Source organism: Pseudomonas sp. LBUM1679, assembly GCF_059695565.1.
On sequence record NZ_CP166774.1, the window covers coordinates 7,027,581 to 7,054,331 of the forward strand.

Annotated in this window: 28 protein-coding genes and 3 pseudogenes; 14 read left to right on the plus strand and 17 right to left on the minus strand. The window is 60.7% G+C overall.

Annotated features, from left to right (window positions below; all coding sequences use genetic code 11):
* Positions 1–40 precede the first annotated feature (40 nt).
* Positions 41–505 carry a TIGR02444 family protein gene (locus tag ACA062_RS32190; protein WP_497454553.1) on the plus strand — a complete coding sequence of 155 codons (465 nt, stop codon included), beginning with the start codon at positions 41–43 and terminating at the stop codon, positions 503–505.
* Here the strand turns inward: ACA062_RS32190 and ACA062_RS32195 are convergent.
* Entirely contained in the window at positions 502–1,539 is a 1,038-nt protein-coding gene (locus ACA062_RS32195; RefSeq protein ID WP_497454554.1) for an AlgP family protein, read from the minus strand. The two genes, ACA062_RS32190 and ACA062_RS32195, sit on opposite strands and share 4 nt — an antisense overlap.
* Positions 1,540–1,731: 192 nt before the next feature.
* Between ACA062_RS32195 and ACA062_RS32200 the strand changes: the two genes are divergently transcribed.
* Positions 1,732–2,397, plus strand: a complete 666-nt coding sequence (locus tag ACA062_RS32200) for an FKBP-type peptidyl-prolyl cis-trans isomerase (protein WP_497454555.1) — start codon at positions 1,732–1,734, stop codon at positions 2,395–2,397.
* A 73-nt stretch (positions 2,398–2,470) separates the two neighbouring features.
* Here the strand turns inward: ACA062_RS32200 and rsd are convergent, their stop codons facing one another.
* The 8 genes and pseudogenes from rsd to ACA062_RS32240 all read right to left on the minus strand — a co-directional run.
* Entirely contained in the window at positions 2,471–2,929 is a 459-nt protein-coding gene (gene rsd / locus ACA062_RS32205; protein ID WP_497454556.1) for a sigma D regulator, read from the minus strand.
* Between the two features lie 178 nt (positions 2,930–3,107).
* Entirely contained in the window at positions 3,108–3,659 is a 552-nt protein-coding gene (locus tag ACA062_RS32210; protein ID WP_497454557.1) for a disulfide bond formation protein B, read from the minus strand.
* 383 nt (positions 3,660–4,042) lie between these two features.
* On the minus strand, positions 4,043–5,281 hold the full coding sequence (locus ACA062_RS32215; RefSeq protein ID WP_497454558.1) for a heme biosynthesis protein HemY: 1,239 nt from the start codon (positions 5,279–5,281) through the stop codon (positions 4,043–4,045).
* On the minus strand, positions 5,278–6,420 hold the full coding sequence (locus tag ACA062_RS32220; RefSeq protein WP_497454559.1) for a uroporphyrinogen-III C-methyltransferase: 1,143 nt from the start codon (positions 6,418–6,420) through the stop codon (positions 5,278–5,280). The genes ACA062_RS32215 and ACA062_RS32220 overlap by 4 nt, the downstream gene beginning before the upstream one ends.
* 16 nt (positions 6,421–6,436) lie before the next feature.
* A complete protein-coding gene (locus tag ACA062_RS32225) occupies positions 6,437–7,204 on the minus strand; it encodes a uroporphyrinogen-III synthase (protein ID WP_497454560.1) in 768 nt (255 codons plus the stop codon).
* Complete coding sequence (gene hemC / locus ACA062_RS32230; RefSeq protein WP_497454561.1) at positions 7,201–8,142, minus strand: hydroxymethylbilane synthase; 942 nt, start codon at positions 8,140–8,142, stop codon at positions 7,201–7,203. Before hemC ends, ACA062_RS32225 begins: the two co-directional genes overlap by 4 nt.
* A 141-nt stretch (positions 8,143–8,283) precedes the next feature.
* Positions 8,284–9,030 (minus strand): LytR/AlgR family response regulator transcription factor, encoded by a 747-nt coding sequence (locus ACA062_RS32235; protein WP_497454562.1) that lies wholly within the window; start codon positions 9,028–9,030, stop codon positions 8,284–8,286.
* Positions 9,027–9,143, minus strand: a pseudogene (locus ACA062_RS32240) (sensor histidine kinase); the annotation flags it as partial. The pseudogene ACA062_RS32240 and the gene ACA062_RS32235, both read right to left, overlap by 4 nt.
* A 344-nt stretch (positions 9,144–9,487) precedes the next feature.
* Between ACA062_RS32240 and argH the strand changes: the two are divergent.
* Positions 9,488–10,882, plus strand: coding sequence for an argininosuccinate lyase (gene argH, locus ACA062_RS32245; protein ID WP_497454563.1), 1,395 nt, complete (start codon positions 9,488–9,490; stop codon positions 10,880–10,882).
* 119 nt (positions 10,883–11,001) lie between these two features.
* On the opposite strand, the gene ACA062_RS32250 is transcribed toward argH, so the two are convergent.
* A complete protein-coding gene (locus ACA062_RS32250) occupies positions 11,002–11,661 on the minus strand; it encodes a glutathione S-transferase family protein (RefSeq protein ID WP_497454564.1) in 660 nt (219 codons plus the stop codon).
* Positions 11,662–11,786: 125 nt separating this feature from the next.
* Here ACA062_RS32250 and ACA062_RS32255 point away from each other — a divergent pair, with 125 nt between their 5' ends.
* The 3 genes from ACA062_RS32255 to ACA062_RS32265 all read left to right on the plus strand — a co-directional run bounded on the left by ACA062_RS32255 (position 11,787) and on the right by ACA062_RS32265 (position 15,760).
* Positions 11,787–12,083 carry a hypothetical protein gene (locus ACA062_RS32255; RefSeq protein WP_497454565.1) on the plus strand — a complete coding sequence of 99 codons (297 nt, stop codon included), beginning with the start codon at positions 11,787–11,789 and terminating at the stop codon, positions 12,081–12,083.
* A gap of 354 nt (positions 12,084–12,437) precedes the next feature.
* Positions 12,438–12,683, plus strand: coding sequence for a TIGR02647 family protein (locus ACA062_RS32260; protein ID WP_128872553.1), 246 nt, complete (start codon positions 12,438–12,440; stop codon positions 12,681–12,683).
* A gap of 230 nt (positions 12,684–12,913) precedes the next feature.
* Positions 12,914–15,760: a class I adenylate cyclase gene (locus tag ACA062_RS32265; protein ID WP_497454566.1), complete on the plus strand. Its 2,847-nt coding sequence runs from the start codon at positions 12,914–12,916 to the stop codon at positions 15,758–15,760.
* Positions 15,761–15,767: 7 nt separating this feature from the next.
* Here ACA062_RS32265 and rnk read toward each other — a convergent pair whose 3' ends face one another.
* The 3 genes from rnk to cyaY all read right to left on the minus strand — a co-directional run bounded on the left by rnk (position 15,768) and on the right by cyaY (position 16,982).
* Entirely contained in the window at positions 15,768–16,178 is a 411-nt protein-coding gene (rnk, locus tag ACA062_RS32270; RefSeq protein ID WP_497454567.1) for a nucleoside diphosphate kinase regulator, read from the minus strand.
* A 239-nt stretch (positions 16,179–16,417) separates the two neighbouring features.
* Positions 16,418–16,645 carry a DUF1289 domain-containing protein gene (locus ACA062_RS32275; protein ID WP_497454568.1) on the minus strand — a complete coding sequence of 76 codons (228 nt, stop codon included), beginning with the start codon at positions 16,643–16,645 and terminating at the stop codon, positions 16,418–16,420.
* Positions 16,646–16,649: 4 nt separating this feature from the next.
* Complete coding sequence (gene cyaY, locus ACA062_RS32280; RefSeq protein WP_497454569.1) at positions 16,650–16,982, minus strand: iron donor protein CyaY; 333 nt, start codon at positions 16,980–16,982, stop codon at positions 16,650–16,652.
* 548 nt (positions 16,983–17,530) lie between these two features.
* Between cyaY and lptM the strand changes: the two genes are divergently transcribed.
* The 6 genes from lptM to ACA062_RS32310 are packed head-to-tail and all read left to right on the plus strand — an operon-like array spanning position 17,531 to position 22,153.
* The gene (gene lptM / locus ACA062_RS32285) at positions 17,531–17,716 is read left to right on the plus strand and encodes an LPS translocon maturation chaperone LptM (protein WP_338921154.1); all 186 of its coding nucleotides are present in this window, start codon (positions 17,531–17,533) and stop codon (positions 17,714–17,716) included.
* A 9-nt stretch (positions 17,717–17,725) separates the two neighbouring features.
* Entirely contained in the window at positions 17,726–18,973 is a 1,248-nt protein-coding gene (gene lysA / locus ACA062_RS32290; protein ID WP_150798697.1) for a diaminopimelate decarboxylase, read from the plus strand.
* A 4-nt stretch (positions 18,974–18,977) separates the two neighbouring features.
* Positions 18,978–19,808, plus strand: a complete 831-nt coding sequence (gene dapF, locus ACA062_RS32295; RefSeq protein ID WP_497454570.1) for a diaminopimelate epimerase — start codon at positions 18,978–18,980, stop codon at positions 19,806–19,808.
* Positions 19,809–19,821: 13 nt separating this feature from the next.
* Positions 19,822–20,547 carry a DUF484 family protein gene (locus tag ACA062_RS32300; RefSeq protein ID WP_497454571.1) on the plus strand — a complete coding sequence of 242 codons (726 nt, stop codon included), beginning with the start codon at positions 19,822–19,824 and terminating at the stop codon, positions 20,545–20,547.
* A gap of 2 nt (positions 20,548–20,549) precedes the next feature.
* A complete protein-coding gene (xerC, locus tag ACA062_RS32305) occupies positions 20,550–21,449 on the plus strand; it encodes a tyrosine recombinase XerC (protein ID WP_128872544.1) in 900 nt (299 codons plus the stop codon).
* Positions 21,446–22,153 carry an HAD family hydrolase gene (locus ACA062_RS32310; protein WP_497454572.1) on the plus strand — a complete coding sequence of 236 codons (708 nt, stop codon included), beginning with the start codon at positions 21,446–21,448 and terminating at the stop codon, positions 22,151–22,153. The genes xerC and ACA062_RS32310 overlap by 4 nt, the downstream gene beginning before the upstream one ends.
* 207 nt (positions 22,154–22,360) lie before the next feature.
* On the opposite strand, the gene sutA is transcribed toward ACA062_RS32310, so the two are convergent.
* The 4 genes and pseudogenes from sutA to glnK all read right to left on the minus strand — a co-directional run bounded on the left by sutA (position 22,361) and on the right by glnK (position 25,132).
* Positions 22,361–22,681: a dormancy-specific transcriptional regulator SutA gene (sutA, locus tag ACA062_RS32315; protein WP_497454573.1), complete on the minus strand. Its 321-nt coding sequence runs from the start codon at positions 22,679–22,681 to the stop codon at positions 22,361–22,363.
* 109 nt (positions 22,682–22,790) lie between these two features.
* A pseudogene (locus ACA062_RS32320) lies at positions 22,791–23,207 on the minus strand (secondary thiamine-phosphate synthase enzyme YjbQ); the annotation flags it as partial.
* 213 nt (positions 23,208–23,420) lie between these two features.
* Positions 23,421–24,758: an ammonium transporter gene (locus ACA062_RS32325; protein ID WP_497454574.1), complete on the minus strand. Its 1,338-nt coding sequence runs from the start codon at positions 24,756–24,758 to the stop codon at positions 23,421–23,423.
* Between the two features lie 35 nt (positions 24,759–24,793).
* Positions 24,794–25,132 (minus strand): P-II family nitrogen regulator, encoded by a 339-nt coding sequence (gene glnK, locus ACA062_RS32330; RefSeq protein ID WP_002555808.1) that lies wholly within the window; start codon positions 25,130–25,132, stop codon positions 24,794–24,796.
* A 414-nt stretch (positions 25,133–25,546) separates the two neighbouring features.
* Between glnK and ACA062_RS32335 the strand changes: the two genes are divergently transcribed.
* Both ACA062_RS32335 and ACA062_RS32340 read left to right on the plus strand, forming a co-directional pair.
* Complete coding sequence (locus tag ACA062_RS32335; protein ID WP_121733396.1) at positions 25,547–25,807, plus strand: accessory factor UbiK family protein; 261 nt, start codon at positions 25,547–25,549, stop codon at positions 25,805–25,807.
* A gap of 414 nt (positions 25,808–26,221) precedes the next feature.
* Positions 26,222–26,748, plus strand: a pseudogene (locus ACA062_RS32340) (BRO-N domain-containing protein).
* Positions 26,749–26,751: the final 3 nt, after the last annotated feature.

Genomic DNA, 26,751 nt, shown 5'->3' on the forward strand with positions numbered 1-26,751 from the left:
GAGTCTACCAGCTTCGCTCGCAACTGGCGCGAGTAGCACGATGTCCTCTGACCTGTGGAGTTTTTCCCTTGGCACTTACGCCCGTCCCGGCGTCGAAGCCGCGTGCCTGAAATTGCAGTCGACGGGCGTCAATGTGTGCCTGCTGCTCTGTGGACTGTGGCTGGGACAGCGGGGAGTCGCCTGTAACGAGCAACGATTGCAGTGGCTTCGCAACGTGGCCGAGCCATGGTACTCAGATGTTGTACAACCGCTACGGACATTGCGCACGCAGTGGAAATCCGCTGCGGCCAAGGACATGGAACTGAATGCGTTGCGCGAACAGGTGAAGGCACTGGAGCTCGAAGCCGAGCGACTGCTGTTATGGCGGCTGGAGCGATCGGCGCACAGTTGGCCGCAGTGCGGGGCGACCGATCTATCGGCCTGGCTGGAAGGTGTGACGGCAGGTGCCGCCCACCTGGACCGCGACGCGCTGCATCAGCTGCGCGTCGCGGCAACCGGCACTTAGGAAGCGCTGGTTGGGGTGGTGCTGGTGCTCGACGAAGCGGCTGGCGTTGGCGCAGGCGTGGTGGTCGAGGTGATTGCTGCAGGCGCAGCCGAAGCAGACGGCGCTGGAGTCACTGGCTTGGCAGCGGGCGCAGGGGTCGGCTTGGTAGCGGCGACCGGTTTTTTCACGGCCGATTTGGCTGCTGGCTTGGCGGCAGCGGTTTTTGCAGCCGGTTTAGCAGTGGTTTTTGCAGCTGGTTTTGCAGCCGGCTTGGCAGCGGTTTTAGCCGCGACAGGTTTCGCGGCAGACTTGGCAGCAGGTTTCGCAGCGGCAGTTTTAGCAGCAGGTTTTGCCGCTGCGGTTTTCGCCACGGCCGGTTTCGCAGCAGCGGTTCTTGCAGCCGGTTTAGCGGCCGTTGTTTTCGCAGCGGCTGGCTTGGCGGCAGGCTTGGCAGCCGCGGTTTTAGCCGCTGGTTTCGCAGCGCTGGCAGCCACGGCTTTTTTCGCCGCAGGTTTAGCGGCTGGTTTTGCTGCGGCTTTCACCGGTGCCTTGGCGGCGGTTTTTTTAACAGGAGCCGCAGCAGGCTTGGCCGGTGCTTTTGCAGCAGCCGGTTGGGCAGCGGCTTTCCTGGCAGGTGCCGCAGCAGGCTTGGCTGAACGCAGGGACAACGCCTTGCCGACAGCCTCTTGTACACGACCGACGCCCTGGGCCAGTTTCAGGCTTTCTTGAGCATCGCGCTTGAGTTGCAGGATGTAGCTGCGGGTTTCGGATTGCCGATCCTTGAGGGCGTCGAGCAGGTCCTCCAGCTCCTTCACTGCGCCCTTGGCTTTGGTCTGCGCCTTGGCCTTGCCGGCCGACGCAGCGTCCTGCAATTTGGTACGGGACTTGTGCAGTTTTTCCTGTGCTTTGCCGCGTTGTTTTTCCAGTTTGGCGAGCAGTTTTTCAGCATCGGCCAAGGCTTGGGAACAAGCGGTTTCCAAATGCTCGAGCAGGCTGCCCGAGAGTTGTTGGAGTAAGTGCAACGGGGTATTTACAGGCTTCTTGGTGGCCGACATGGTTTACCTCCTGGCTGACGTGGGTGCGGCTCATACTAGACCTCTGCTGCTACCGCCGCTAGGGCATGTTGACAGTATCCAAAGCGCTGTGTTGCAACGGATGGAAAATGTTCTGCGCTTGCGCAAAACCAGTTCGCCGTTAAGTGCATTCACACTGGCATAATCCACCGCATCTCAGGTCGGAGAGTGCCCATGTCGCGTTACCTTTTTTTATCGCTTTGCGTGTTTTTTTCCATGGCTCAGGCCGCGGAAAAATCCACGGAAAACGACGCCCGCGATCTCGCCTACAGCCTGGGCGCAAGCCTTGGCGAACGCTTGCGCCAAGAGGTTCCCGACCTGCAACTTCAAGCGCTGGTCGAAGGTTTGCAACAAGCCTATCAAGGCAAACCCCTGGCACTGAAAGACGAGCAGATCGAACAGATTCTTGCCGGGCACGAAGCCCGGGTTGCCGAACGACCGGCCATAGCGCAAAGCGAAGTCGCCCTTGAAAAAGAGCAACGTTTTCTCGCCGGGGAAAAAGCCAAACCCGGGGTTCGCGAATTGGCAGACGGCATCTTGCTGACGGAGCTGGCTCCGGGCACCGGCGCAAAAGCCGGCCCGAACGGCAAGGTCCAGGTGGTGTATATCGGTCGTCTTCCCGACGGCTCAGTGTTCGATCAGAACAGTCAGCCGCAATGGTTCAGTCTCGACAGCGTGATCAGCGGATGGCGCACGGCATTGCAACACATGCCGGTCGGTGCCAGGTGGCGACTGGTGATTCCATCGGCCCAAGCGTATGGCGCCGACGGTGCTGGCGACCTGATCGCGCCGTTCACGCCGCTGGTGTTCGAAGTCGAATTGCGCGGCGCTACGGGTTGAATGGCACAAACGAAAAACGGCGCGCATAGCGCACCGTTTTCAACATCTTGCAGGCAGGTTTTACAAGAAAGGTTCAGGCCTGAACCGGATCCTCTTCCTTGTGAGCCGTGTGCAGCACTTCGATCAGGCAATCTTCCAGTTCGAAGCGTTCGTGCAACAGGCCACCCAGCTCCTTGAATTTCTCTGCGACGCATTGGCCCGCATCACACAGGTCGTTGAACGCGAGCAGTTTCTCGGTGATGACGTCGATGCGCGGATAGATCGTCTCGGCCAGTTCCAGGCCGCGCTTGTCGTTGAAAGCCTTGGCTTCGCCCGTCAGCTGTTCGTAGATCTCGAAATGCCCGGCGGACACATAGTCGACCAGCACTCCGCAGAATTCCTGCAGCGGTTTGCGGTTTTCGCCCAGAGCCTCAGGCTTGGCGCCGAGAGCATCATAGGCCCGAACCAGTTCGTGACGCTCCTGCAACCAGCGGTCGATCAGCAGATGAACTCCACCCCAACGTTCCTGAGCATTCTGACAACTTTCGAGCATGGCGGTCTCTCTTCCCTTGTGGGTCATGCTGCCCTACACCTGTCGCACACTTGAGCATCAAGTTTCGGCCAGGCAGAGCGTCATTCGAGCAACATAATTCCAATGACACGTGCGGGCCAGATTATGCCCGCGCGACAATGGCTTCAAGGTACGCAGGAGATAAAGTTCATACAAGTGTTTAATCACCCACCAATGCCCGGTGTGACGACTCGCCGCTGAGCGGTCGCTGACACGCGCCCCAGACCAGCCGCAACAGCTGGCAAACACCCAGGATCATCGTCGCGACGAAGAACAGCAGGCTCCACTCCGGAATGCTCAGGTCGAACAATGTCCAGGAAACATGCGCGCATTCGGTCGCGCCTTCGAACATCTGCTGCACAACGAACAACCAGGGCGTGGTGGCGAACAGGTCCGCCAGATTGGGAACGCAGCTCGAAAGCTGATGCACCGGATCGCTTTGCAACAGTACCTGCCGCAACGCGGTGACCGTACCTGCCAGGCTGCAGCAAAACCCGAGCAGCCAATAGATGAAAGTACCGAAGCGTCCGGGACCATGCACCGAAGCCATCAGGCAGACTCCCGTGAACAGCGCCAGGCAAGTCCGTTGCAACAGACACAACCCGCAAGGCTGGAGGCTGACTGCATATTCCAGGTAATAGGACACACCCAGGGCCAGGGCACCTGCAATGAAAGCCATGAAAAACAAGGAGCGTGAGCAGGCCAAAGACATGGCTTTTCCGTAACTAGTGGAGACAGGCGGTTACGGTAGAGTAAAGCGCGTTAGCCTTTCAAGGCACGCCGGCAGGGACAGTTCAGCAGATGTGTAGGGAATTCCCGACAGAAGCGAGAGGATCTGGTGTAGTCCTTTGTAGGATTATTCCGTCGACGAACGACCAAGGTAAAAATCCGTCAATGAAAGGCAAACTCTGCGATACGGATTTGCCTGTGGCGAGCTCACCCACCACAGGTTTCCTGTCAGCCATCGCTGCACGATGGTAGGAGCCGGCTTGCTGGCGAAGACGGCGTGTCAGGCGGCATCCATGTTGGAGGTGATGGCCTTTTCGCTGCGGTGCGGCGATCCGACAAGCCAGCGCCTACAGGTCCCGGAACGTATCAAGCGTGGGCCGGTGCCGGCAATGGCGCCGCCAGCAAGCGCTCATCCAACAGGCCCAACCCCTCCTGGAACAGCTGATTGCTGCGCTGGGTGTCGCCCAGTTGCGCCAGCAACCGCGCCAGTTCCGCGCAGGCTTCCGGATTGCGCTGCACGCGCAGGCTGCTTTCCAGATAGTCCCGGGCCTTGCCCCACAAGCTGCTTTGCAGACACAGGCGCCCCAGGGTCAGCAGCAGGCTCGGGTCGGCCGCATGATCCTTGAGCCAGCCTTCCGCCGTGTGCAGTTGACGTGCCGGATCACTGCCGCGCACCAACCCGTACAGGCGCGCCAGATGACTGTCGTAGTGGCGCTTGAGTGCTGTGCGCAGGACCTCTTCGGCTTCGACCTGGGCCCCCAGTTGCCGCAGTTGCTCGGCATAGGCGAGCACCAGTTGCGGCTCCTGACGCTGCGCCGAGGTGAGCTGTTGCCAGGCGCGGTTGAGCGATTGCAATCCTACCGTTCCGTCCTCTTCCCGATGCGCGGCCAGGGACAGGTTTTGCCCCCAGGCCCGGCGTTCCAGTTCGGCCAGTTCGGCCGGTGGCAGGACTTTGTCCTTGCGCAGTTCCGGCAGCAGGCGAATCACCGCCGACCAGTCGCCGCGCTGTTGATGCAGGCGCTGCAACTGGCGCAAGGTCTGGACGTTATGCGGGTGACGCTCGTGCATGGCTTCCAGGGTCACCAGGGCGCCGTCGGTGTCGCCGCGATCAGTCTGTAGTTGAGCGTGACTCAAGGCGATGGCCAGCTCGGCCTGCGGCTGTCGCTCGAGGGCGCGCTCCAGCAGTCTGTCGCATTCCTCATAGTGACCTTGCTCGTTCGCAGCGCGGGCCGCGCCGAGGTAATACAGCAGCGGTTGACGTTCGGCTTCGGCGGCCCGATGCAGATGACGTTGCGCACTGGCCCAGCGCCCCTCGGCCAGGTCCAGCTGACCGTGCTCGATCGCCACTTGCACCCGGCGACTGCGATTGCGCCGCGACCAGGGATTGACCACGCCGCTGGAGGTCATCACCAGTTCCACCAACGTCTTGATTCCCCAGAAGACCAGCCAGAGCACGGCGACCAGGGCCAGGGTCGCCCACAGGCTCGATTCATAGCGAAAGCTTTTGTAGGCGATCAGCACGTAGCCGGAATGCTCGGCAATCGCCAGCCCCAGTGCGGCGGCAGCGGCGATGACCAGGAACACGATCACATAGAGGCGTTTCATGGCGTGGCCTCCGGCTCGGTGCGCGCGGCAGGCTTGGCCATCGGCTTGACCGAATCCTCGGCGTTGACGTTACGCCGCTCCAGATAACCCTGGACCGCGCTCAGCGTACCGGTCAGATCCGGTGTGACCACACTCACCGGTTGCGTGCTCAACTCAGCCACCTGCTCAAGCATCACTTTGCTCTGAGGGTTGTCCGGGTTGAAGTTGCCCTTGAGCACATCCCGCGCCTCGACCATCGCCTGGGTGTAAACGGCGGCCTGGCCATTGAGTGCGGCCCACTGCGCCTGCTCCAGTGCCAGGCTCAGGGCCAGGCGCACCTGACTCAGGCTTTGCCCTGCCAGCAGCGGACGAACATTTTTGTCGGCATTGAAATCGATGCGGATGTAGCGCGAGATCTGATCCCACCATTGCGCCCAGCGACTGGCGCCGTCGCCATCGGCGGTCAACCCCAGCAAGGATTCGCCACGATCCTTGTACTCGGGCGCCAGTTCCGTGAGGTTGATCACCTGATCGCGCAGCGCCCCCAGGCGCAGGAACAGCCCGGTGCGGTCCGGTTGTTCAGTGCTGCGCAACGCCACCAGCGTTTTGGCTACCTGCTCGCGAGCGGCAAAGGAACCCGGATCGTTCTGTTCGCGCAGAATTTCATCGGCACCCTGCACCAGGGCCTGGGCGCTGCTGATGTCCTGCAACGCGGAAAGACGCAGGCTGGCCAGACGCAACAAATGCTCGGCTTCGGCCAGGCGCCAATCCTTGCGGCTGGCGCCGAGGACAGTTTCCAGTCGCTGGTTCAGGCGCTGCTGATCGCCCTGGAGTTGGACCACCAGACGACTGCGCGCTTCAAGCTCGTCGGCGGCGGGCATTTGTTCGAGGCGCGCAGTCAGGCGTTGCTCATTGAGCTTCAGGCTCTGCGCCTGATCGTTCAACGCTTGCACCTGATTCAGTTGCTGCTGGTTATTGGCTTGCAGGTGACGCACCTGCCAGACGCCCCACCCACCCACGGCAACACCGGCGGCGCCCAGCAGCAGCGCGACAATGGCCAGCCCATTGCCTCGGTGCTGCACTTGAGCAGGTGGAGGCGTTTCAACCGATGCATCGAGCACTGGCTGGACATCATCTTTAGGCAAGGCTGTTTCGCTCACGTATCCATCCTTTGCATTAGAAAACGGGTTCGGGATGCTCCCGTAACGCCGTCAGCAAAGCCGCGGCACTGGCGCCACGACAATCCACAACTTTTTCGGCCCCGGCGGCACGTGCCAGCTCGGCCACCCTGGGGCTTGGAACAAACAACGGCAACCGCGCCAATGGCGGCCAGGCATCGCCGGCCAACTGCCGCAGGTGCTCAAAACCCTGTCCACTGCTGACCACCAGCCCGTTCAAGCGTTCCGCCCGGATCCGCTCCGGCAGTGCCGCCGGCGGATAGTGCGGCAGTTTTCGCCGGTACAACTCCAGGTAGTCGACACTAGCACCTAGCTCGCGCAAACGCTCAGCCAGCAGTTCGCGCCCACCCTCCCCGCGCATGATCAGCACCCGTGGATCGGCCCGTGCGAGGGTCTCGCGCAGGCGAGGAAGTTCAAGCAAGGCTTCGCTGTCATCGCCCTCGACCGGGAAGCTGACGTCCACCCCGTGCGCCTGGAAGATCTGCGCGGTTGCCGCGCCCACGCTGAACCACTGCAGGCAAGGGGGTTGCGACCCATACTGGCCGAGCAGGTCCACAGCGATCCTGGCGGCCGGCTTGCTGACCACAATCACTGCGCAATAGCGCTCCAGGTCCTGGATCACTTCACGCATTGTGTCAGAGACAGGAATCGACTCGATCTCCAAAAGCGGCAAGCTGCTGCTGAAAATCCCCACTTGCGCCAAAGCATTGCTTAGCGCCGCCGATTCGTCCGAGGGACGCGTCAGCAACAGGCGCCAGCCGGTCACTCGTGACCTGCCTCGCCGTAGACCGCTTTCAGGATGTCGTTGGCGCCCTGGTTCAGCAAGTCTTCGGCCACTTGCACGCCCAAGGCTTCGGCATCGCTGCGTGGCGCACGGGCTTGGGCACTGAGCAGCAGACCGCCGCTCGGATCGCCCACCAGGCCACGCAACCAGATCTGCTCGCCTTCAAGGATGGCGTAACAGGCGATCGGCACCTGGCAGCCGCCATTGAGGTGTTTGTTGAGGGCGCGTTCGGCGGTGACGCGGGTGGCCGTATCCTGATGGTGCAGCGGCGCCAGCAAGGCGTGGATGTCGCTGTCGACGCTGCGGCATTCGATCCCCACTGCGCCCTGGCCTCCGGCCGGCAGGCTGTCGTCGACGCTGATGGCTGAGGTGATGCGATCTTCAAAGCCGAGACGAATCAGGCCGGCGGCAGCCAGGATGATGGCGTCGTATTCGCCGGCATCGAGCTTGGCCAGCCGGGTGTTGACGTTGCCGCGCAGGAAGCGGATTTCCAGGTCCGGGCGACGGGTCAGCAACTGGGCCTGGCGGCGCAGGCTGGAGGTGCCGACAATGCTGCCTTGGGGCAGCTCATCCAGGCTCGCGTAAGTATTGGAGACAAATGCATCGCGCGGATCTTCGCGTTCGCAGATGCAGAACAGACCGAGGCCTTCGGGGAAGTCCATCGGCACGTCCTTCATGGAGTGCACCGCGATGTCGGCTTCGTTTTCCAGCAGCGCGGTTTCCAGTTCCTTGACGAACAGGCCCTTGCCGCCGATTTTCGACAAGGGCGAGTCGAGCAGTTTATCGCCACGACTGACCATGGGTACCAACGTCACGAGCAGTCCGGGATGAGCCACTTCCAGACGGGCTTTGACGTATTCGGCCTGCCACAGGGCAAGAGCGCTTTTGCGGGTGGCGATGCGGATTTCGCGAGAGGACATGGATCAATCAATCCGTACTGAATAGATACGGCGGATAATAACAGCTCAGCCAAATCCACTTTGACTTGTATCAGGTAATGCTTGCCCTCCCTGGCCCCGGATGTCCGGCAATCGGGTGTGAAGTTCGCCTGTACCTGCGAATTAAAGCTGTTGCATCATTTTGCGAACACCCGCCACATGGCGGCGGCTGACGATCAGCGCGTCACCGTTCAAGCCTTTGAGGAACAGCTGAAAATGTCCCAGGGGCGTGCGTTGCAGGCGTTCGATACGCTCACGGGCGACCAGCGCATTGCGGTGGATGCGCACGAAACGGTCGCCGAATTCATCCTCGAGGGCCTTGAGTGGCTCATCCAGCAGCACCTCGCCGCCTTCATGGCGCAAGGTCACGTATTTATGATCGGCAATAAAGTAGACCACCTGACCCAACGGGATCAGCTCGATACCTTTGCGGGTACGGGCGCTGATATGACTGCGAGGGCCGCTGCCACTCTCGGCAGCCGGGCGGGTCAGGGCGGCGAGCTGGACGCGATTGGGGCGCTCGGCTTTTTTTAACGCTTCATGTAACTGTTCTGTACGCACAGGTTTCACCAGATAGCCTACGGCGCTTGCCTGTAAGGCTTCCACGGCAAATTCATCGGACCCTGTGCAAAACACCACGGCTGGCGGGGTTTCGCGTTCGCACAATCGTGCAGCCACTTGCAGGCCATCGAGGCCCGGCATGCGGATATCGAGCAACACGATATCCGGTTTGTGGCTGTCGATCAGTGCCAACGCCTCTTCGCCATTCGTGGCGCTGGGCTCCAGGACACTGTATCCCTCGAGTTCGCCGACCATTCGGCTCAGGCGCTCGCGGGCCAGGGGTTCGTCATCAACGATCAGGACATTCATATTGCGCTGGATTCCTGCGTGAGTCTCGCACAAGGATAGCGTAGACAGGTGAAGTGACGTCCGTCACCGCGATCCACGCTAAGACTAGCGCGAGGGCCAAAAAGTGCCGCCGGTCCGACGGCTAAATTTTCATCTGGCGTGCGTTTGGCGGCCCGGGCCCGCACTGGCGAGGCATCGCCACAGGGTTTTCTGATACACAATATGAACACCCCTCTTTTTATAGGCAGCTGCAGCGCCCGGAAGTGCGCTGATCCTACTGTCCAACTGTAGACGGTTGCCGGGACGATATTGCTCAATTGAAAAATATCGTTGCGCAATTTACGTGTGGCTTGTCTCCAGTATGGGCCGACGCTTCAAGAAAAACCTGTCGACCAGTGTCAGCGACAGGATTGGCAACCCTGTTATTATCCGCGACAGATTTCAACGCCATCTTTCTTCAGCCGATACGAGCGAATTCATGAGCACTGACAAGACCAATCAGTCCTGGGGCGGCCGCTTCAGTGAACCCGTCGACGCCTTCGTCGCCCGCTTCACCGCCTCCGTCACCTTCGACCAGCGCCTGTATCGCCACGACATCATGGGTTCGATCGCCCACGCCACCATGCTGGCGAAGGTCGGCGTGCTGACCGATGCCGAGCGCGACAGCATCACCGATGGCCTGAAGACCATCCAGGGTGAAATCGAGGCCGGCCAGTTCGACTGGCGCATCGACCTTGAAGACGTGCACATGAACATCGAGGCGCGCCTGACCGACCGCATCGGCGTGACCGGTAAAAAGCTGCACACCGGGCGCAGCCGCAACGACCAGGTCGCTACCGACATCCGCCTGTGGCTGCGTGACGAGATCGACCTGATCCTCGCCGAAATCACCCGCCTGCAACAAGGCTTGCTGGAACAGGCCGAGCGCGAAGCCGGCAGCATCATGCCCGGTTTCACTCACCTGCAAACCGCGCAGCCGGTGACCTTCGGGCACCATATGCTGGCCTGGTTCGAAATGCTCAGCCGCGACTATGAGCGCCTGGTCGACTGCCGCAAGCGCACCAACCGCATGCCATTGGGCAGCGCTGCGCTGGCCGGCACGACCTACCCGATCGATCGCGAATACACCGCGCAACTGCTGGGTTTCGACGTGGTGGGCGGCAACTCGCTGGACAACGTGTCCGATCGTGACTTCGCTATCGAGTTCTGCTCGGCGGCGAGCATCGCGATGATGCACTTGTCGCGTTTCTCCGAAGAACTGGTGCTGTGGACCAGCGCCCAGTTTCAGTTCATCGATCTGCCGGACCGTTTCTGCACCGGCAGCTCGATCATGCCGCAAAAGAAAAACCCGGACGTACCCGAGCTGGTGCGCGGCAAGACCGGCCGCGTGTTCGGCGCGCTGATGGGCCTGCTGACCCTGATGAAAGGCCAGCCTCTGGCCTACAACAAGGACAACCAGGAAGACAAGGAACCGCTGTTCGACGCCGCCGACACGCTGCGCGATTCGCTGCGGGCCTTTGCCGACATGATCCCGGCGATCAAACCCAAGCACGCGATGATGCGCGAAGCGGCCCTGCGCGGGTTCTCCACCGCCACCGACCTGGCCGACTACCTGGTGCGTCGTGGCCTGCCGTTCCGTGACTGCCACGAAATTGTTGGCCATGCGGTGAAGTACGGCGTTGAAAGCGGCAAGGACCTGGCGGAAATGAGCCTGGAAGAGCTGCGCAAGTTCAGTGACCAGATCGATCAGGATGTGTTCGCCGTGCTGACCCTGGAAGGCTCGGTGAACGCCCGTGACCATATCGGCGGGACTGCGCCGGCGCAGGTGAAAAAGGCTGTGGCTCGCGGCCAGCAACTGCTCGCCAGCCGCTAAAAGCATCGCGGGCAAGCCCGCTCCCACAGGTTCGTTGTTTGCCATAGATTATCGGCAAGGCAGAGATCCTTGTGGGAGCGGGCTTGCCCGCGATGACTGACTTCAAGGCACTACAAAACCTACTTCTTGGAAGCGACCATCGCCATAAACGCCGGCATCGCCGCCTCCTTGTCCGCCGCGATCCGCTGCACGTTCGGATTCTGCTCCAGACGCTCCAGCAGTGCCTTGGCCGCCGGCATCTCAGCCAGCAAATCGATATCAAACAGTTTCTTCGCCACCGCACAGGCCAGCGGCACGCTGTACAGGAAATACAAATCCGCAATACTCAGACTGTCACCTGCCACGTACGGGGCGAATTTGCCGTGTCTGCCCAACGACGCGAAACCCAGTAGCAGCTCGGCTTTGGTCTTGTCCTTGATCGCCTCCGGCACCGACATGCCGAAAAACGCTTCGGGATAACAGGCGCGACCCGGCAACTCGATGTACAGTTCGATCTCCTTGGCCAACGCCAGTACCTGCGCCCGTTCAAAAGGATCGCTTGGCAGCAATGGCGTGCCTTTCTGGCTTTGCTCGATGTACTCGAGAATCACACTGGTTTCGTTGACGAAACCCTGTTCCACGCCCAGCACCGGCACCTTCCCGCGCGGGCTGATGGCTAACGCTTCGGCGCTCGGCCCCGGGTAAAACAGTACTTCCTCAAACGGCAGTCCCTTCTCCAACAGCGCCAGCTTGACCATGTTGTAGTAGTTGCTGACACAAAATCCATAAAGCTTGAGCATCACATAGCCTCCAGGCCGTGCAAGGGGTTGGCAGCGCCAGTTATAGAACGCCTGGGCGCTTCTCGCCAGCAGCATCACAGCGCTGAATGCAGGTAAACTGGCGGTCTTTCCTTGAGGAGCCTGCCATGAGCGAGCAAAACCCCGACAATAACCAAGACGATATCGACGACGAAGAGTTCGCCGAAAACACCCTGATCGAAGCCATCGAAAACCAGATCGAAAGCGACAATCCCCCAGCGGCCAAGGCGACCTTCAACAAGCTGACCCTGGTGGGTTACGAGCGTGATGAAATCCTCAACCTGATGGCCCATGTCCTGGCGGTGGAAATCGACGCGATCCTCGAAGAAGACCGCGCGTTCAACACCGAATGGTATGAAGCCGCCCTGCGCGCATTGCCAGAGCTGCCGCCGGAAAAGAAGTAACCGCTACCTGATGGACGCGGGCTTCTGTGGCGAGGGAGCTTGTCGGATCGCCGCACCGTCCCGTTCGGCTGCGCAGCAGTCGCAAAGCTTTAGGGGCCGCTGCGCGCCCCAGCGGGACGGTGCGGCGTTCCGACAAGCTCCCTCGCCACAAAAGCCCACCTCCACACAATTTGTCACCGATCATTCCTGCCTTTCCCCTGCCCCTGTCTACACTGGAAACACCCCGCCGTTGCACCACCCGCCGGGGAATGCTTCCCAAGGCGAAAAAACCCTGACGCAAGCACTGGACATGCCGCACGAGTGGGCTCACCTTAGGGGCGCTGTCGTCCAATTCCTAGAAAGTCTGGAGTCCTTATGTCGCTTACCCCTGAGTTGGTTGCCGAACTGGAAATCCTCGCACTCTTCAACCTGGACAGTTCCCAGGAAGGTCTGAAAATTCATCAGACCGCTGCCCCGAAAGCCATTGCCGCCGCCAAACGCCTGCACGAAAAAGAGCTGATCGACCAGCCCGATGGCGGGTACCTGACCAGTCTGGGCCGTGACGCCGCGCAAAATATACAAACCGTTCTGACTATTCTGAGCGTCCAGGAAACAGCCTGAGTTTCACCGCGTCGCCCACGGAAACCCCTGCCACGGGATTTCCGCGGGCACACCTTCTTACCGGCATGACCGCCTGCCGACTACTGGCCGGCTACCTGTCGTGCCCAACGATGGAAATCTGACGCCAGAAAACCAGAAAATCAGCTTAAAAGTCCCGGGGCCGAGGCGCTAAACTGCCCCTCATCCTGAGGCCTTCCACGTCCGGACCCATCGAGCCGGTTTGAGCTGACATGACCCACCCCCATGAAATCCGCCCCGACCTGGAAGAAGGCATCGACCGCAAGGTGCTGAGCCAACTGCGTGCACGGTTCCTGAAGCTCAATGAGGGCCGTTTGGCACGGGCCATGGGTGGACTTTCCACCCGCCAGCAAGGCGTGCTGACCCTGCTGCCGCTGTTTTTTCACGTCAATCACCCGCTGCTGCCAGGTTACGTTTCGGGCAGTACGCCGGCCGGATTGTCGAACTACGAACCGGACGCCAACGTCCTCGCCGAAGCCCAGCGCCTGACCCGTTCGTTTTCCTATAAACCGCGTCACGGCAGCAATCCGCCCCGACCGATTCACGGCCTGTTCCTGATGGGCAGCCTCGGTACCCTGGCCCAGGCCGATCAGAGCGACATGGACGTATGGGTCTGTCATGCGCCGGATTTGAGCGAAAGCGAACTGACCGAGCTGCGTAAAAAGTGCCAGTTGCTCGAAACCTGGGCCAACAGCCAGGGCGCCGAGGCGCATTTTTTCCTGATCGACCCGGCCCGCTTCGTGCTCGGCGAGCGCGACCATCAACTGAGCTCGGAAGACTGCGGTAGCACCCAGCACTATCTGCTGCTCGACGAGTTCTACCGCACCGCGATCTGGCTGGCCGGACGCACGCCAATCTGGTGGCTGGTACCGGTTTACGAAGAGGTCGCCTACGAACACTACACCCACGCATTGCTTTCCAAGCGCTTCATCCGGGCCGACGAAACCCTGAACCTGGGGCATCTGGCGTACATTCCGCCCGGCGAATTCATCGGCGCCGGGCTGTGGCAGTTATTCAAGGGCATCGAATCGCCGTACAAGTCGGTGCTCAAGCTACTGCTGACCGAGGTCTATGCCAGCGAACACCCCAACGTCCACTGCCTCAGCCTGCGCTTCAAAAACGCGGTATTCGCCAACCAGCTCGACCTCGATGAGCTGGACCCCTACGTCATGGTTTACCGACGCCTCGAGGAATACCTCAGCGCCCGTGACGAGCCGGAACGGCTGGAGCTGGTGCGGCGCGCGCTGTATTTGAAGGTCAATCGCAAGCTCACCGGCAACAGCAGTCGCAGCGAAAGCTGGCAACGTTCGCTGCTGGAGCGCCTGGCCCGCGAATGGCACTGGGATCAGCGTCAGTTGGCCCTGCTCGATAGCCGCAGCCAGTGGAAGGTTCGTCAGGTCGACGCTGAGCGCCGGGCCTTGGTCAATGAGCTCAAATACAGCTACCGCTTCCTGACCCGGTTCGCCCGCAATGAACACACCGTCAGCCTGATCAACAAACGCGAGCTCAACGTGCTGGGTCGACGGTTGTATGCGGCCTTCGAGCGCAAGGCGAACAAGGTCGAGTTCATCAACCCGGGCATCGCCCCGGACCTGGCCGAAGACACCCTGACCCTGGTGCAGGCGCCGAACAGGAAAGCGTCCGGGCAAACTCAATGGGGTTTGTATAACGGCAGCCTGACCGCCCATGAGTGGGCGCATTTCGCGCCGATCAAGCGCAGCCGCCAACTGCTGGAACTGCTGACCTGGTGCCATCGCAATGGCGTCATCGACAGCAGCACCCGCCTGGCCCTGCATCCCGGCAGCAGCGACCTGAGCGAATTCGAACTGTTCAACCTGCTCGGCAGCCTGCAACAGAGCATCGCTCTGCCCCTGGCGACCGTCGCCGAAGAACCGCTATTGCGCGCGAGTGTGCCGAGCGAAGTGCTGATTCTGGTAAACGTCGGCATCGATCCGCTCAAGCACCACCGCGACCTGAATATCCTGATGACCACCGAACGCACCGATTCCCTGAGTTATGCCGGGGTTCGGGAAAACCTGGTGCTGTCCCTGGACCAGGTCACGCTCAACAGCTGGAACGAGGTACTGGTCAGCCGCTTTGATGGCCCCCATGCCTTGCTCGCCTGCGTACGCGATTACCTCAACAACCTGCCGAAGGGGCTGCCACACCCCAGGCTGCGGGTTCATTGCTTCTGCCACAACCGTGCGCAATTCATCGCCCGGCGGGTCGAAGACATTCTCGACACCGCGCAGAGCCTGCTGCTGAGCGAACTCAATCATCGCTACCTGATTCAGGTCCAGCAGCATTTCCACGTGCTGGAACTGGTGCCCGGCCATGTCAACCACGTCGTCCTCGCTTCGCTGCCGGCGCTGGTCGACTACCTGGGCACGGACCTCGCCCGCTACAGCCCGTTGCACCTGGACCCGATGGCGCTTGAAGACCAGGATCTGGCGCTGGTATTGCCGATGGGGCAGCCCGAATGCGTTCAGGTGTTCTATCGGATCAGCGAGCTCCACGCCAATCTGTATGTACTGGATGAATTCAATGCCCTGTGGCACCAACGTTTGCCCTACCACGATGAGCAAAGCCTGCTGGTGCCATTGCAGCGATTCCTGCAATCGATCCACTACCGACGCGATGCCTTGCTGCCGATGGACGCTGCCCAGCCCCTGAGCCTGGACACCTTGTATTTCCAGCTGTTGCCATCGGGCCCGGTGCGGGCGCGCAGGGTCGAAGCCCGGCCGGCGCCGCAAACCCCGGTCAACGAACCGTTCTACGACGTGCAGGCGATCGTCGGCGAAGCCGCACCGGGACAGGTGCAGGTCACGTTGTATTGCAATCAGCGGGAGTTTTCAGAGCTGGAACATGGCGACCAGCTGTTCAGCGTGGTCGCCAGGGAAATCGTCGAACAGCGCCGCGAGACCGAGCGCTATCGTTGCTACATCACCGACCTGGACCTGTCCGGCCTGCTCGGTGAAGGGCAGAGTTCAAGCAATCTTTTTTTGCGCTACAAGGCCGACCTGGAGCGCGCATTGAACGAAGCGCTCGAGCAGGTCTGAGGGAATGTCATTCTGGAAAGGCGCCGCCATTGGCCGGCTGTGATTCGACTTCAAGCAGGGTCAGTTTGAGGGTCTTGCCGCCCGGCGCCGGCCAGTCGATGTGCTGGCCAACCTTAAGGCCGAGCAAGGCACTGCCCATCGGCGCCAGAATCGAAATTTTGCCTTCGTCGGCGTTGGCATCCTTTGGATAAACCAAAGTCAGGTGGTAGTCCTTGCCGCTGATTTCTTCACGGCAATGCACACGGGAATTCATGGTGACGACATCGGCGGGCACATCTTCGTGACTGACCAGCGTATCGGCGCGGTCCAGTTCGGTTTGCAGCGCGATAACGCCCGGCAGCGTGTCATCCAGGCTGTCGATCAGGCGCTCCAGACGCTGTACGTCCAGACGGGTAAGGGTGATGGAAGGTGTGGTCATGATCGGGGCAGACTCCTTTCTTCTGCACGAAAAAAGCAAAACCCCGCCAGAAAAAGGCGGGGTTTTCACGAACCTCGATGAGTTGAGGCGTACCCGGACACTATCACAGCCCAATAAATATACAAGTCGCCACTCGGCGGCGCAGGAGCTGCCGAAGGCTGCGATCTTTTGATCTGGTTTTTTAATCGATCGGGAATCGCTGAAGATCAAAATCAAAAGATCGCAGCCTGCGGCAGCTCCTACAAGGGATTGGCGGTGGCCTTGCGATAGGAGGCCTGGGAGCAGATGACCCGTCGGCGCTCATCATCGGCCGAGCGCCATTCGCGGATGTCTTCGACATGACGAAAACACCCCAGGCAGACCTTCTGCTCATCCAGCCGACACACACCGCTGCACGGCGAAGGCACCGCCGGGCTGACATTGCTGTAGAGCGGTTTGGGCGCTCGAACGGGTGCAGGCTGGGTCACGACCTCACAGACCTTCGAAATCGAGTTCGACGTCAGCCTGCTGCTTGACGATGCGCTCGAGCATTTCGCCCAATTGCTCTTCACTCTTGTCGCACATCCAGCGCTCGCTCTCTTCGTCATAGTCGAAGTGGAAGCCACCGGACACTGCCGCCAGCCACAGCTGACGCAACGGCTCCTGACGGCTGAAGATCAACTGACTGCCGTTTTCGAACTTGACGGTCAGCACACCGGCCGAACTTTCCAGATCGAGATCCAGGTCACTCTCGTCAAAAATATCCTCCAGCGATTGCTGGGTGGCATCGACCAGGTCGTGGAAACGGGCTTCGGTCAAACTCATTGCGGCAACCTCAAAAAGTATCTACTCACGCTCAAGCGCCGCAAGATACGGGCGAGCCTCGGTGAATGCAAAGGATAACGATCAAGCGCCAATTTAGGTACATCAAACACGATCCCTGTGGGAGCGGGCTTGCCCGCGAAGAGGCCGGCACATCCAACATCGTTGCTGTCTGACACGGTCCTTGTGGGAGCGGGCTTGCCCGCGAAGAGGCCGGCACATCCAACATCGTTGCTGTCTGACACGGTCCTTGTGGGAGCGGGCTTGCCCGCGAAGGGGCCGGCACATCCTACATCGTTGCTGTCTGACACGGTCCTTGTGGGAGCGGGCTTGCCCGCGAAGGGGCCGGCACATCCTACATCTTTGTTGACTGAAACACCGCTTTCGCGGGCAAGCCCGCTCCTACAGGGGCAAGCCCGCACCTACAGGGGATTGCACCTGGCTGGCTGGCATCCGGCCAAGCCCCGCCGGACGGGAACTCCGTTACATAGGCAAGCTGTCGGGTGGCCGGTATACTCCGGCGCAATTAATGCATTTTCAAGGATTTCGCCATGAAGCGCCTGATCTCTTCCCTTGCTGCGCTCGCTTCGCTCGTCGCTTTTACCAGCGTGTTATCGGCCTGTGGTCAAAAAGGCCCGCTGTACCTGCCTGATGAGAACCAGGATCCTGTCGAGCAGGCCAAGTCGTCCCAACAGCAGCCTGCGTCTAAAGCACACAAGCACGACGTCTACCAATAAGGGAACATCATGAACGCTTTTAACTACCGTGACGGTGAGCTGTTCGCGGAAGGTGTTGCCCTGTCCGCCATCGCCGAACGCTTTGGCACGCCGACTTACGTCTACTCCCGTGCTCACATCGAGGCCCAATACCTGGCTTACGCCGACGCACTGGCCGGCACCCCACACCTGGTCTGCTTTGCAGTCAAGGCCAACTCAAACCTGGGTGTACTGAATGTCCTGGCGCGTCTGGGCGCCGGTTTCGACATCGTCTCCCGTGGCGAGCTGGAACGCGTATTGGCCGCTGGCGGCAGCGCCGACAAGATCGTGTTCTCCGGCGTCGGCAAGACCCGTGACGACATGCGTCGCGCCCTGGAAGTCGGCGTGCATTGCTTCAACGTCGAATCCACCGACGAGCTGGAGCGCCTGCAGGTTGTCGCCGCCGAGCTGGGCGTGCGTGCACCGATCTCGCTGCGCGTGAACCCGGACGTCGATGCCGGCACGCATCCGTACATCTCCACCGGCCTTAAAGAAAACAAGTTCGGCATCGCCATCGCCGACGCTGAAGATGTGTACATCCGCGCCGCGCAGTTGCCCAACCTGGAAGTGGTCGGCGTCGATTGCCACATCGGTTCGCAACTGACCACCCTGCCGCCGTTCATCGATGCTCTCGACCGCCTGCTGGGCCTGGTCGACCGCCTCGGCGAGTGCGGGATCTACCTGCGCCACATCGATCTCGGTGGCGGTCTGGGCGTGCGTTATCGCGATGAAGAGCCGCCCTTGGCTGCCGACTACATCAAAGCCGTGCGCGAACGTCTCGACGGTCGTGACCTGGCGCTGGTGTTCGAGCCGGGCCGTTTTGTCGTCGCCAATGCCGGCGTACTGCTGACCCAGGTCGAGTACCTCAAGCACACCGAACACAAAGACTTCGCCATCGTCGACGCGGCCATGAATGACCTGATCCGCCCGGCGTTGTACCAGGCCTGGATGGATGTCACCGCAGTGCGCCCGCGCACCACCGCTGCCCGCGCCTACGACATCGTCGGCCCGATCTGCGAGACCGGCGACTTCCTGGCCAAGGACCGTCAGCTGGCCCTGGAAGAAGGCGACCTGCTGGCCGTGCATTCGGCCGGTGCCTATGGGTTTGTCATGAGTTCCAACTACAACACCCGTGGCCGCGCCGCCGAAGTGTTGGTGGACGGTGACCAGGCATTTGAAGTGCGTCGCCGTGAGACGGTAGCCGAGTTGTTTGCTGGCGAAAGCCTGCTGCCGGAGTAAAACCATGCTGCTGCGTTTTACCAAGATGCACGGCCTGGGCAATGACTTCATGGTCCTCGACCTGGTCAGCCAGCACGCCCATATTTTGCCCAAGCACGCAAAGCAATGGGGTGATCGGCATACTGGAATCGGTTTCGACCAGTTGCTGATCGTCGAAGCGCCGAGCAATCCGGACGTGGATTTCCGTTACCGGATCTTCAACGCCGACGGCTCCGAAGTGGAACAGTGTGGCAACGGTGCGCGCTGTTTCGCCCGCTTTGTGCTCGACAAGCGCCTGACCGCAAAACGGCAGATCCGCGTCGAAACCAAAAGTGGCATCATCGAGCTGGATATCCGCAGCGACGGGCAGATCGGGGTCAACATGGGCGCACCGCGCCTGGTGCCGACCGAGATTCCGTTCGACGCAACGGAACAGGCCCTGAGTTATCGGGTCGATGTCGAGGGTACTGCGATCGAACTGGCCGCCGTATCCATGGGCAATCCCCATGCCGTGCTGCGGGTCAGCGACATCAACAACGCACCGGTGCATGAACTGGGGCCGAAAATCGAACACCATCCGCGCTTTCCGTCGCGGGTCAATGTCGGTTTCCTCCAGGTCATCGACCGCAATCGTGCGCAGCTGCGCGTCTGGGAACGTGGGGCCGGGGAAACCCAGGCTTGCGGAACCGGCGCCTGTGCTGCCGCAGTGGCCGCGATCAGCCAGGGGTGGATGGATTCGCCCCTATTGATCGACCTGCCCGGCGGGCGCCTGTCCATTGAATGGGCAGGCCCTGGCGAACCGGTGATGATGACCGGCCCGGCAGTGCGCGTTTATGAAGGACAAGTGCGTCTTTGAGAGAGTCAAATCCATGAAAGATAAGCCTCAGGTTCCCGCCCTACAGCCCGACGAATCCCCTTCCGAAAGCCTTGAGGCGGCGGCGATTGCCGCGTACCTGGAGGCTCATCCGGATTTTTTCGTCGAACACGAAGAACTGCTCCCGGCCTTGCGCATTCCCCACCGGCGCGGCGACACCGTATCGCTGGTGGAACGCCAGATGACCCTCCTGCGCGACCGCAACATCGACTTGCGTCATCGCCTGTCGCACTTGATGGACGTCGCCCGCGACAATGACCGTCTCTTCGACAAGACCCGCCGCCTGATTCTCGCGCTGATGGACGCCACCAGCCTGGAAGACGTGGTGATCAGCGTCGAAGACAGCCTGCGCCAGGACTTCCAGGTGCCCTTTGTCAGCTTGATCCTGCTGGGCGACAACCCGATGCCGGTCGGCCGCTGGGTGACCCATGCCGACGCGCAAGCGGCCATTGGCGGCCTGCTCTCGGAAGACAAGAGCGTCAGCGGCAGCCTGCGCGAGCACGAACTGGACTTCCTGTTCGGCGAAGAACAGCGCAAGCAGATCGGCTCCACCGCCGTCGTCGCCATCAGCCATCAAGGCATCCACGGCGTCCTGGCCATCGCCAGTCGCGACCCGCAGCACTACAAGAGCTCGGTGGGCACGCTGTTCCTGAGCTACATCGCCGAAGTCATGGGCCGCGTGCTGCCACGGGTCAACAGCTCTGCGCGCTCGGGACGCTGATCGTGGAACGGCAACTGGACGCTTACTGCGAACACCTGCGCAGTGAGCGACAGGTGTCGCCTCATACGCTGTACGCCTACCGCCGCGACCTCGACAAAGTGCTGGGCTGGTGCGTCAAACAGAACATCGACAGTTGGGCCGCGCTGGATATCCAGCGCCTGCGCAGCCTGATCGCGCGCCTGCATGCCCAGGGCCAGTCGTCGCGCAGCCTGGCGCGGCTGCTCTCGGCAGTGCGCGGGCTGTATCACTATCTGAATCGCGAAGGCCTCTGCGACCACGATCCGGCCAACGGTCTGGCACCGCCCAAGGGCGAACGCCGTCTGCCGAAAACGCTCGATACCGACCGCGCGCTGCAATTGCTGGAAGGCGCGGTGGAAGATGACTTCCTGGCGCGTCGTGACCAGGCGATTCTGGAGTTGTTCTATTCCTCGGGATTACGCCTTTCGGAGCTGACCGGGCTCAATCTCGATCAGCTGGATCTGGCCGACGGGATGGTCCAGGTGCTCGGCAAGGGCAGCAAGACGCGACTATTGCCCGTCGGCAAGAAAGCGCGCGAAGCGCTGGAGCAGTGGCTGGCGTTGCGGGCAATGGCCAATCCGGCGGACGACGCGGTGTTTGTCAGCCAGCAAGGTCGTCGCCTCGGCCCTCGGGCGATTCAGGTACGGGTCAAGGCCGCTGGCGAACGCGAGTTGGGACAGAATCTACATCCGCACATGTTGCGACACTCTTTCGCCAGCCACCTGCTCGAATCGTCGCAGGACTTGCGCGCCGTACAGGAACTGCTCGGCCACTCGGACATCAAGACCACCCAGATCTACACCCACCTGGACTTCCAGCACCTGGCGACGGTCTACGACAGCGCCCATCCACGGGCCAAACGTATTAAAGGCGATGATTCATGACCATCAAATTGATCACCTTCGACCTCGACGACACCCTGTGGGACACCGCCCCGGTGATCGTCAGCGCCGAAGCCATATTGCGTGAATGGCTGACCGAGCACGCACCAAACCTGGGCGCCGTGCCGGTGGAGCATTTGTGGTCCATTCGTGAACGGATTTTGAGCAGCGAGCCTGGCCTCAAGCACCGCATCAGCGCCCTGCGTCGGCGCGTGTTGTTCCACGCGCTGGAAGAAGCCGGCTACGACCATGGTCAGGCTTCGGACCTGGCTGACAAGAGCTTTGAAGTGTTTTTGCATGCGCGGCACCAGATCGAAGTGTTCCCTGAAGTTGAACCGACGCTGGAGACACTGGCCAAGCATTACGCCTTGGGCGTGGTCACCAATGGCAACGCCGATGTGCGCCGATTAGGGCTGGCGGATTACTTCAAGTTTGCGCTGTGTGCTGAAGATATCGGCATCGGCAAACCCGACGCGCGACTGTTTCATGAGGCATTGCAGCGTGGCGGGGCAACGGCGCAGACGGCGGTGCATGTCGGCGATCATCCGGGCGATGACATTGCCGGAGCGCAGCAGGCGGGGTTGCGGGCGATCTGGTTCAACCCGGCGGGCAAAGCCTGGGAAGCGGATCGTTTGCCGGACGCGGAGATTCGCAGCCTGAGCGATTTGCCGGCGTTGTTGGCGCGGTGGAATGCAGGCTCGGCCTGAACCTCAACCCAACAAACACCGCAAAACCCCTGTAGGAGCTGGCTTGCCAGCGAAGGCGTCCTTTCAGTAATACATGTATCGACTGACACACCGCCTTCGCTGGCAAGCCAGCTCCTACAGGGGATCACCGCCAGGCTCCTGATTTTCCCGCCCCCAAGAAAAAGCCCGCAGCGACGGCGGGCTTTTTCAGCAAGCACGGGCAGAGGCTCAGATAGGCCGGCTACCGTACTTGTTGTCAGGCTTCTTGGGAGGATCGGCGACCACATTGGCCTCCACTTCCTGCACCTTGCCGCCCCGCGCCAGGAACTCTTCCATGGCCTTGGCCAGGGCATCGCGTTCCTTGTTCTTGGCTTCGACGCTCGGCAGCTCATCGACCGATACCGCAGCCTTGGCCTTGCCTTTGGCGGTTGGAACGGGCGTTTCACCGCCGTCGTCTTCAGCGACGTCTTCCGCCACCGCTTCAAGGCCTTCTTCGGTTTCGTCGTCGCCTACTTCGAGGTCGTCGTTTTCCAGATCATCGTCGCTCATGTTCTACCTCATGACTTGCGAAAAGCAGATTAGTTATAGCCCAGCTTTGCCGTCTGTCGACGGCTGCCGGAAAAAATTCAACCGCCATTGGGACCAACGGCTTTGCCTCTTCACCGTGCAGGGTGGCGAGGACTTTACGAGCACCACCCTGATCACGGTGCTCGCCCAGATAAACGCCTTGCCAGGTCCCCAGCGCCAATCGGCCTGCCTGAATCGGCAAACTGAGCTGACAGCCAAGCACGCTGGCCTTGAAGTGCGCCGGGAGGTCGTCCAGACCTTCGTCGTTATGCTCATAGCCGTCTGTTCCTTGTGGGATCAGACGATTGAAAAATCGTTCGAAGTCGCGACGTACCGCCGGATCGGCGTTCTCGTTGATGGTCAACGAGGCCGAGGTATGCTGTAGCCACAAATGCAACAGACCGACCCGGCATGCCTTGATTTCAGGCAGGCCGGCGAGTAACTCGTCCGTTACCAGATGAAAGCCCCGGGGCCTCGCCCGCAAGGTAATCAGAGTCTGTTGCCACATACAGTTCTCCGCACGTTCGGGGCGCATTCTAGCGCGCTCTGGGAAAAAACAAAGGCCCTAATATTCCTTCAATCATGTAAGCCATTGGCCGTACAAAAACACGCCGCGTAAACGTCACGAAACCTGTACGAAAAAACCTTTCAGCTGTTCCTTCACTGACAAACTCCAGACAAAAAAATGCCCGGCAAGCCGGGCAAATTTTCAGGCGCGTTCTTACAAGTTGTAGCCGCGCTCGTTGTGAAGTGCCAGGTCGATGCCGACGGCCTCTTCTTCTTCGGTGATACGCAGCCCCATGACGGCGTCCAGCACCTTGAGAATGATGTAGGTGACGATCGCGGTGTAGATCACGGTGAAGCCCACGCCCTTGAGCTGGATCCACACCTGTGCACCGATATCGGTCACGGTGCCGAAACCACCCAGGGCCGGAGCGGCGAATACACCGGTCAGGATCGCGCCGAGGATACCGCCGATACCGTGCACGCCGAAGGCGTCCAGGGAATCGTCATAGCCGAGTTTGCGTTTCAGGGTGGTGGCGCAGAAGAAGCACACCACGCCCGCTGCCAGACCGATCACCAGCGCGCCCATCGGGCCCACGGTGCCTGCGGCCGGCGTGATGGCGACCAGACCCGCTACCACACCCGAGGCGATACCCAGTGCGCTTGGTTTGCCGTGGGTGACCCACTCGGCGAACATCCAGCCCAGTGCGGCAGCGGCGGTGGCGATCTGGGTGACCAACATCGCCATGCCGGCAGTGCCGTTGGCCGCTGCAGCGGAACCGGCGTTGAAACCGAACCAGCCGACCCACAGCATGGCCGCGCCCATCAGCGTGTAGCCGAGGTTATGCGGCGCCATCGGAGTGGTCGGGAAACCTTTGCGCTTGCCCAGTACCAGGCAGCAGATCAGACCGGCCACACCGGCATTGATGTGCACCACGGTGCCGCCCGCGAAGTCGAGTACGCCCCAGTCCCACATCAGGCCGCCGTTGCCGGACCAGACCATGTGCGCGATCGGTGCATACACCAGGGTGAACCAGATGCCCATGAAGATCAGCATGGCGGAGAACTTCATCCGCTCGGCAAAGGCACCGACGATCAACGCCGGGGTGATGATGGCGAAGGTCATCTGGAAGGTGATGAACACCGCCTCAGGAAACAGCGCCGCGGGACCGGTCAGGCTCGATGGCGTGACACCGGCGAGGAATGCCTTGCCCATGCCGCCGAAGAACGAGTTGAAATTGACGACGCCCTGCTCCATGCCGGTGGTGTCGAACGCGATGCTGTAGCCATAAATGACCCACAGGATGCTGATCAGACCGGTAATGGCGAAGCACTGCATCATCACGGAAAGAATGTTTTTCGACCGAACCATGCCGCCGTAGAACAGCGCGAGGCCGGGAATAGTCATGAACAGCACAAGGGCTGTCGAGGTCAGCATCCAGGCAGTGTCACCCGAATTGAGGACTGGGGCCGCCACTTCGTCTGCCGCCATGACCAGGCTGGGCATTACGAGGGACAACAGGGCTCCTAGCCCTGCGAATTTACGCAGAGTCATATTGTTTTCTCCTGGGGCGTTGGGGTGGTGGCGGCTTAGATTGCGTCGGTATCGGTTTCGCCGGTACGGATGCGAATCGCCTGTTCCAGATTGACCACGAAGATCTTGCCGTCACCGATCTTGCCGGTGTTGGCAGCCTTGGTTATCGCCTCGATAACCCGATCCAGATCCTTGTCGTCAATGGCGACATCGATTTTCACCTTGGGCAGAAAATCGACCACGTATTCCGCGCCGCGATACAGCTCGGTGTGACCCTTCTGCCGACCGAAGCCTTTGACTTCAGTAACGGTAATGCCCTGCACGCCGATCTCGGACAGCGACTCGCGTACGTCGTCCAGCTTGAACGGCTTGATGATGGCAGTGACTAGCTTCATGAAAACTCTCTCCCGAATTGGTGGACTTGCCCCAGGAAAACAAACCCGACTCAAGTCTAAGCGCAGTGCCTGGCTTTGTAACGCATCGTCGGCCTTACCTGCCCGTCCGACGCCAGCTAACCGCTCCTGACGAAACTCCCCGTTTCGCTTGGCGCACTGCTTCGTCACAGCGACTGCATCAGTGCATGGGTCACTATCGCCTAAGCAGAAAGCTTGCCACCTTGCCCAAACCCATTAAATTCAATGCCTTGGTCGCTGCCTTGAGCCCCTTCGCCTAATTGGCATGACGGATACGCACAACAACAGTGCGCCGCCGTCCGTCAGCCTGCGCGAAAAGCGTGCATCCCTGCGGTCGGGATTGACTATAGACACTGCGTGATACACTGCTCGCCATTAGTTTCCAGGACCTTTCCCATGCTCGCGCCCAAAGACTTCCTCGACGCCCTGAGCGGCACCGCCTCCCGCCTCTTCAGCGGTGACAACCCACTGCCGAAAAGCGAAATCGAAAGCCAGTTCAAGGCTTTGTTGCAGAGCGGCTTCAGCAAGCTGGATCTGGTGAGCCGGGAAGAATTCGACAGCCAGATGGTCGTACTGGCACGAACCCGGGCACGACTGGAAAGTCTCGAAGCAAAAGTGGCCGAGCTGGAAGCCAAGCTCAACCCACCAACCGAATAACCCCGCAATCCCTGTGGGAGCGGGCTTGCCCGCGAATAGGGTCACCTCGGTCTTCCGCCACCCCACACCGGCTCGACCACCCCCCTGTAGGAGCTGCCGAAGGCTGCGATCTTTTGATCTCAAGCCCCGCAAACATCTCAGCAACGTCCTACAAACATCACCACCGCCGTCCGATTGCGCCGCAAAGCCCCGGTTCCTATGCTCACCCACTGCTGAATGTTCAGCACTGGGTTTGGCGACCCGGAAAGCTTAAGGCGCACGACGACCATCGACTCGAGTCATGGCGGCTGTGCGTGGGAGACCTTCGGGTCTGCCGGGTTCCTTTTGCTCCGGTTCGCCAACCCGCGTACAGCTGCCACCCAATCGTTTGGCGACGATTGCTGGCAGCCCTTTCAAGCAAAAGGAGCTGTATCAATGAATAGCGATGACACTTATCTGATCCCCCACATCTTCACCCGCCACAAACTCCCCCTCCACGCCCTCCTCCTGCAAAACCAGCCCTGGTTCAGCGCCCGCGACCTCGGCCGACTGCTGCGCCTCTTCCTCGACGAACGCACCCTCCGAAAACTCGACCCCGACCAACGCCAAACCGCAAAAATACTCACCCACGGCAGCATCAAAAATACCCTGCTGATCAGCGAATCCGGCGTTTACGCGCTCCTGGTCTATCACTACTGCCCAGAATATCGAGGCCTGCGCGAATGGCTGACCCACGAAGTAGTGCCAGCCCTCAGAGACGCCCAGCAACCCGCCTCAACCGAACGCCCGATCCTGAGCAGACTGGACTGGCCAGAGATGTCGCTAAGCTTGCTGCACTGGAACAACCAGCCGTGGATTCGGTTGCAAGATGTGCCGCACCTGCTGCCGAATGAAGAACCGGCACAACACGCGGTCAATGTGCCGTGGTGAAAAAAGCGTCGCGAGTATTCCAGTCGTTATAGTCA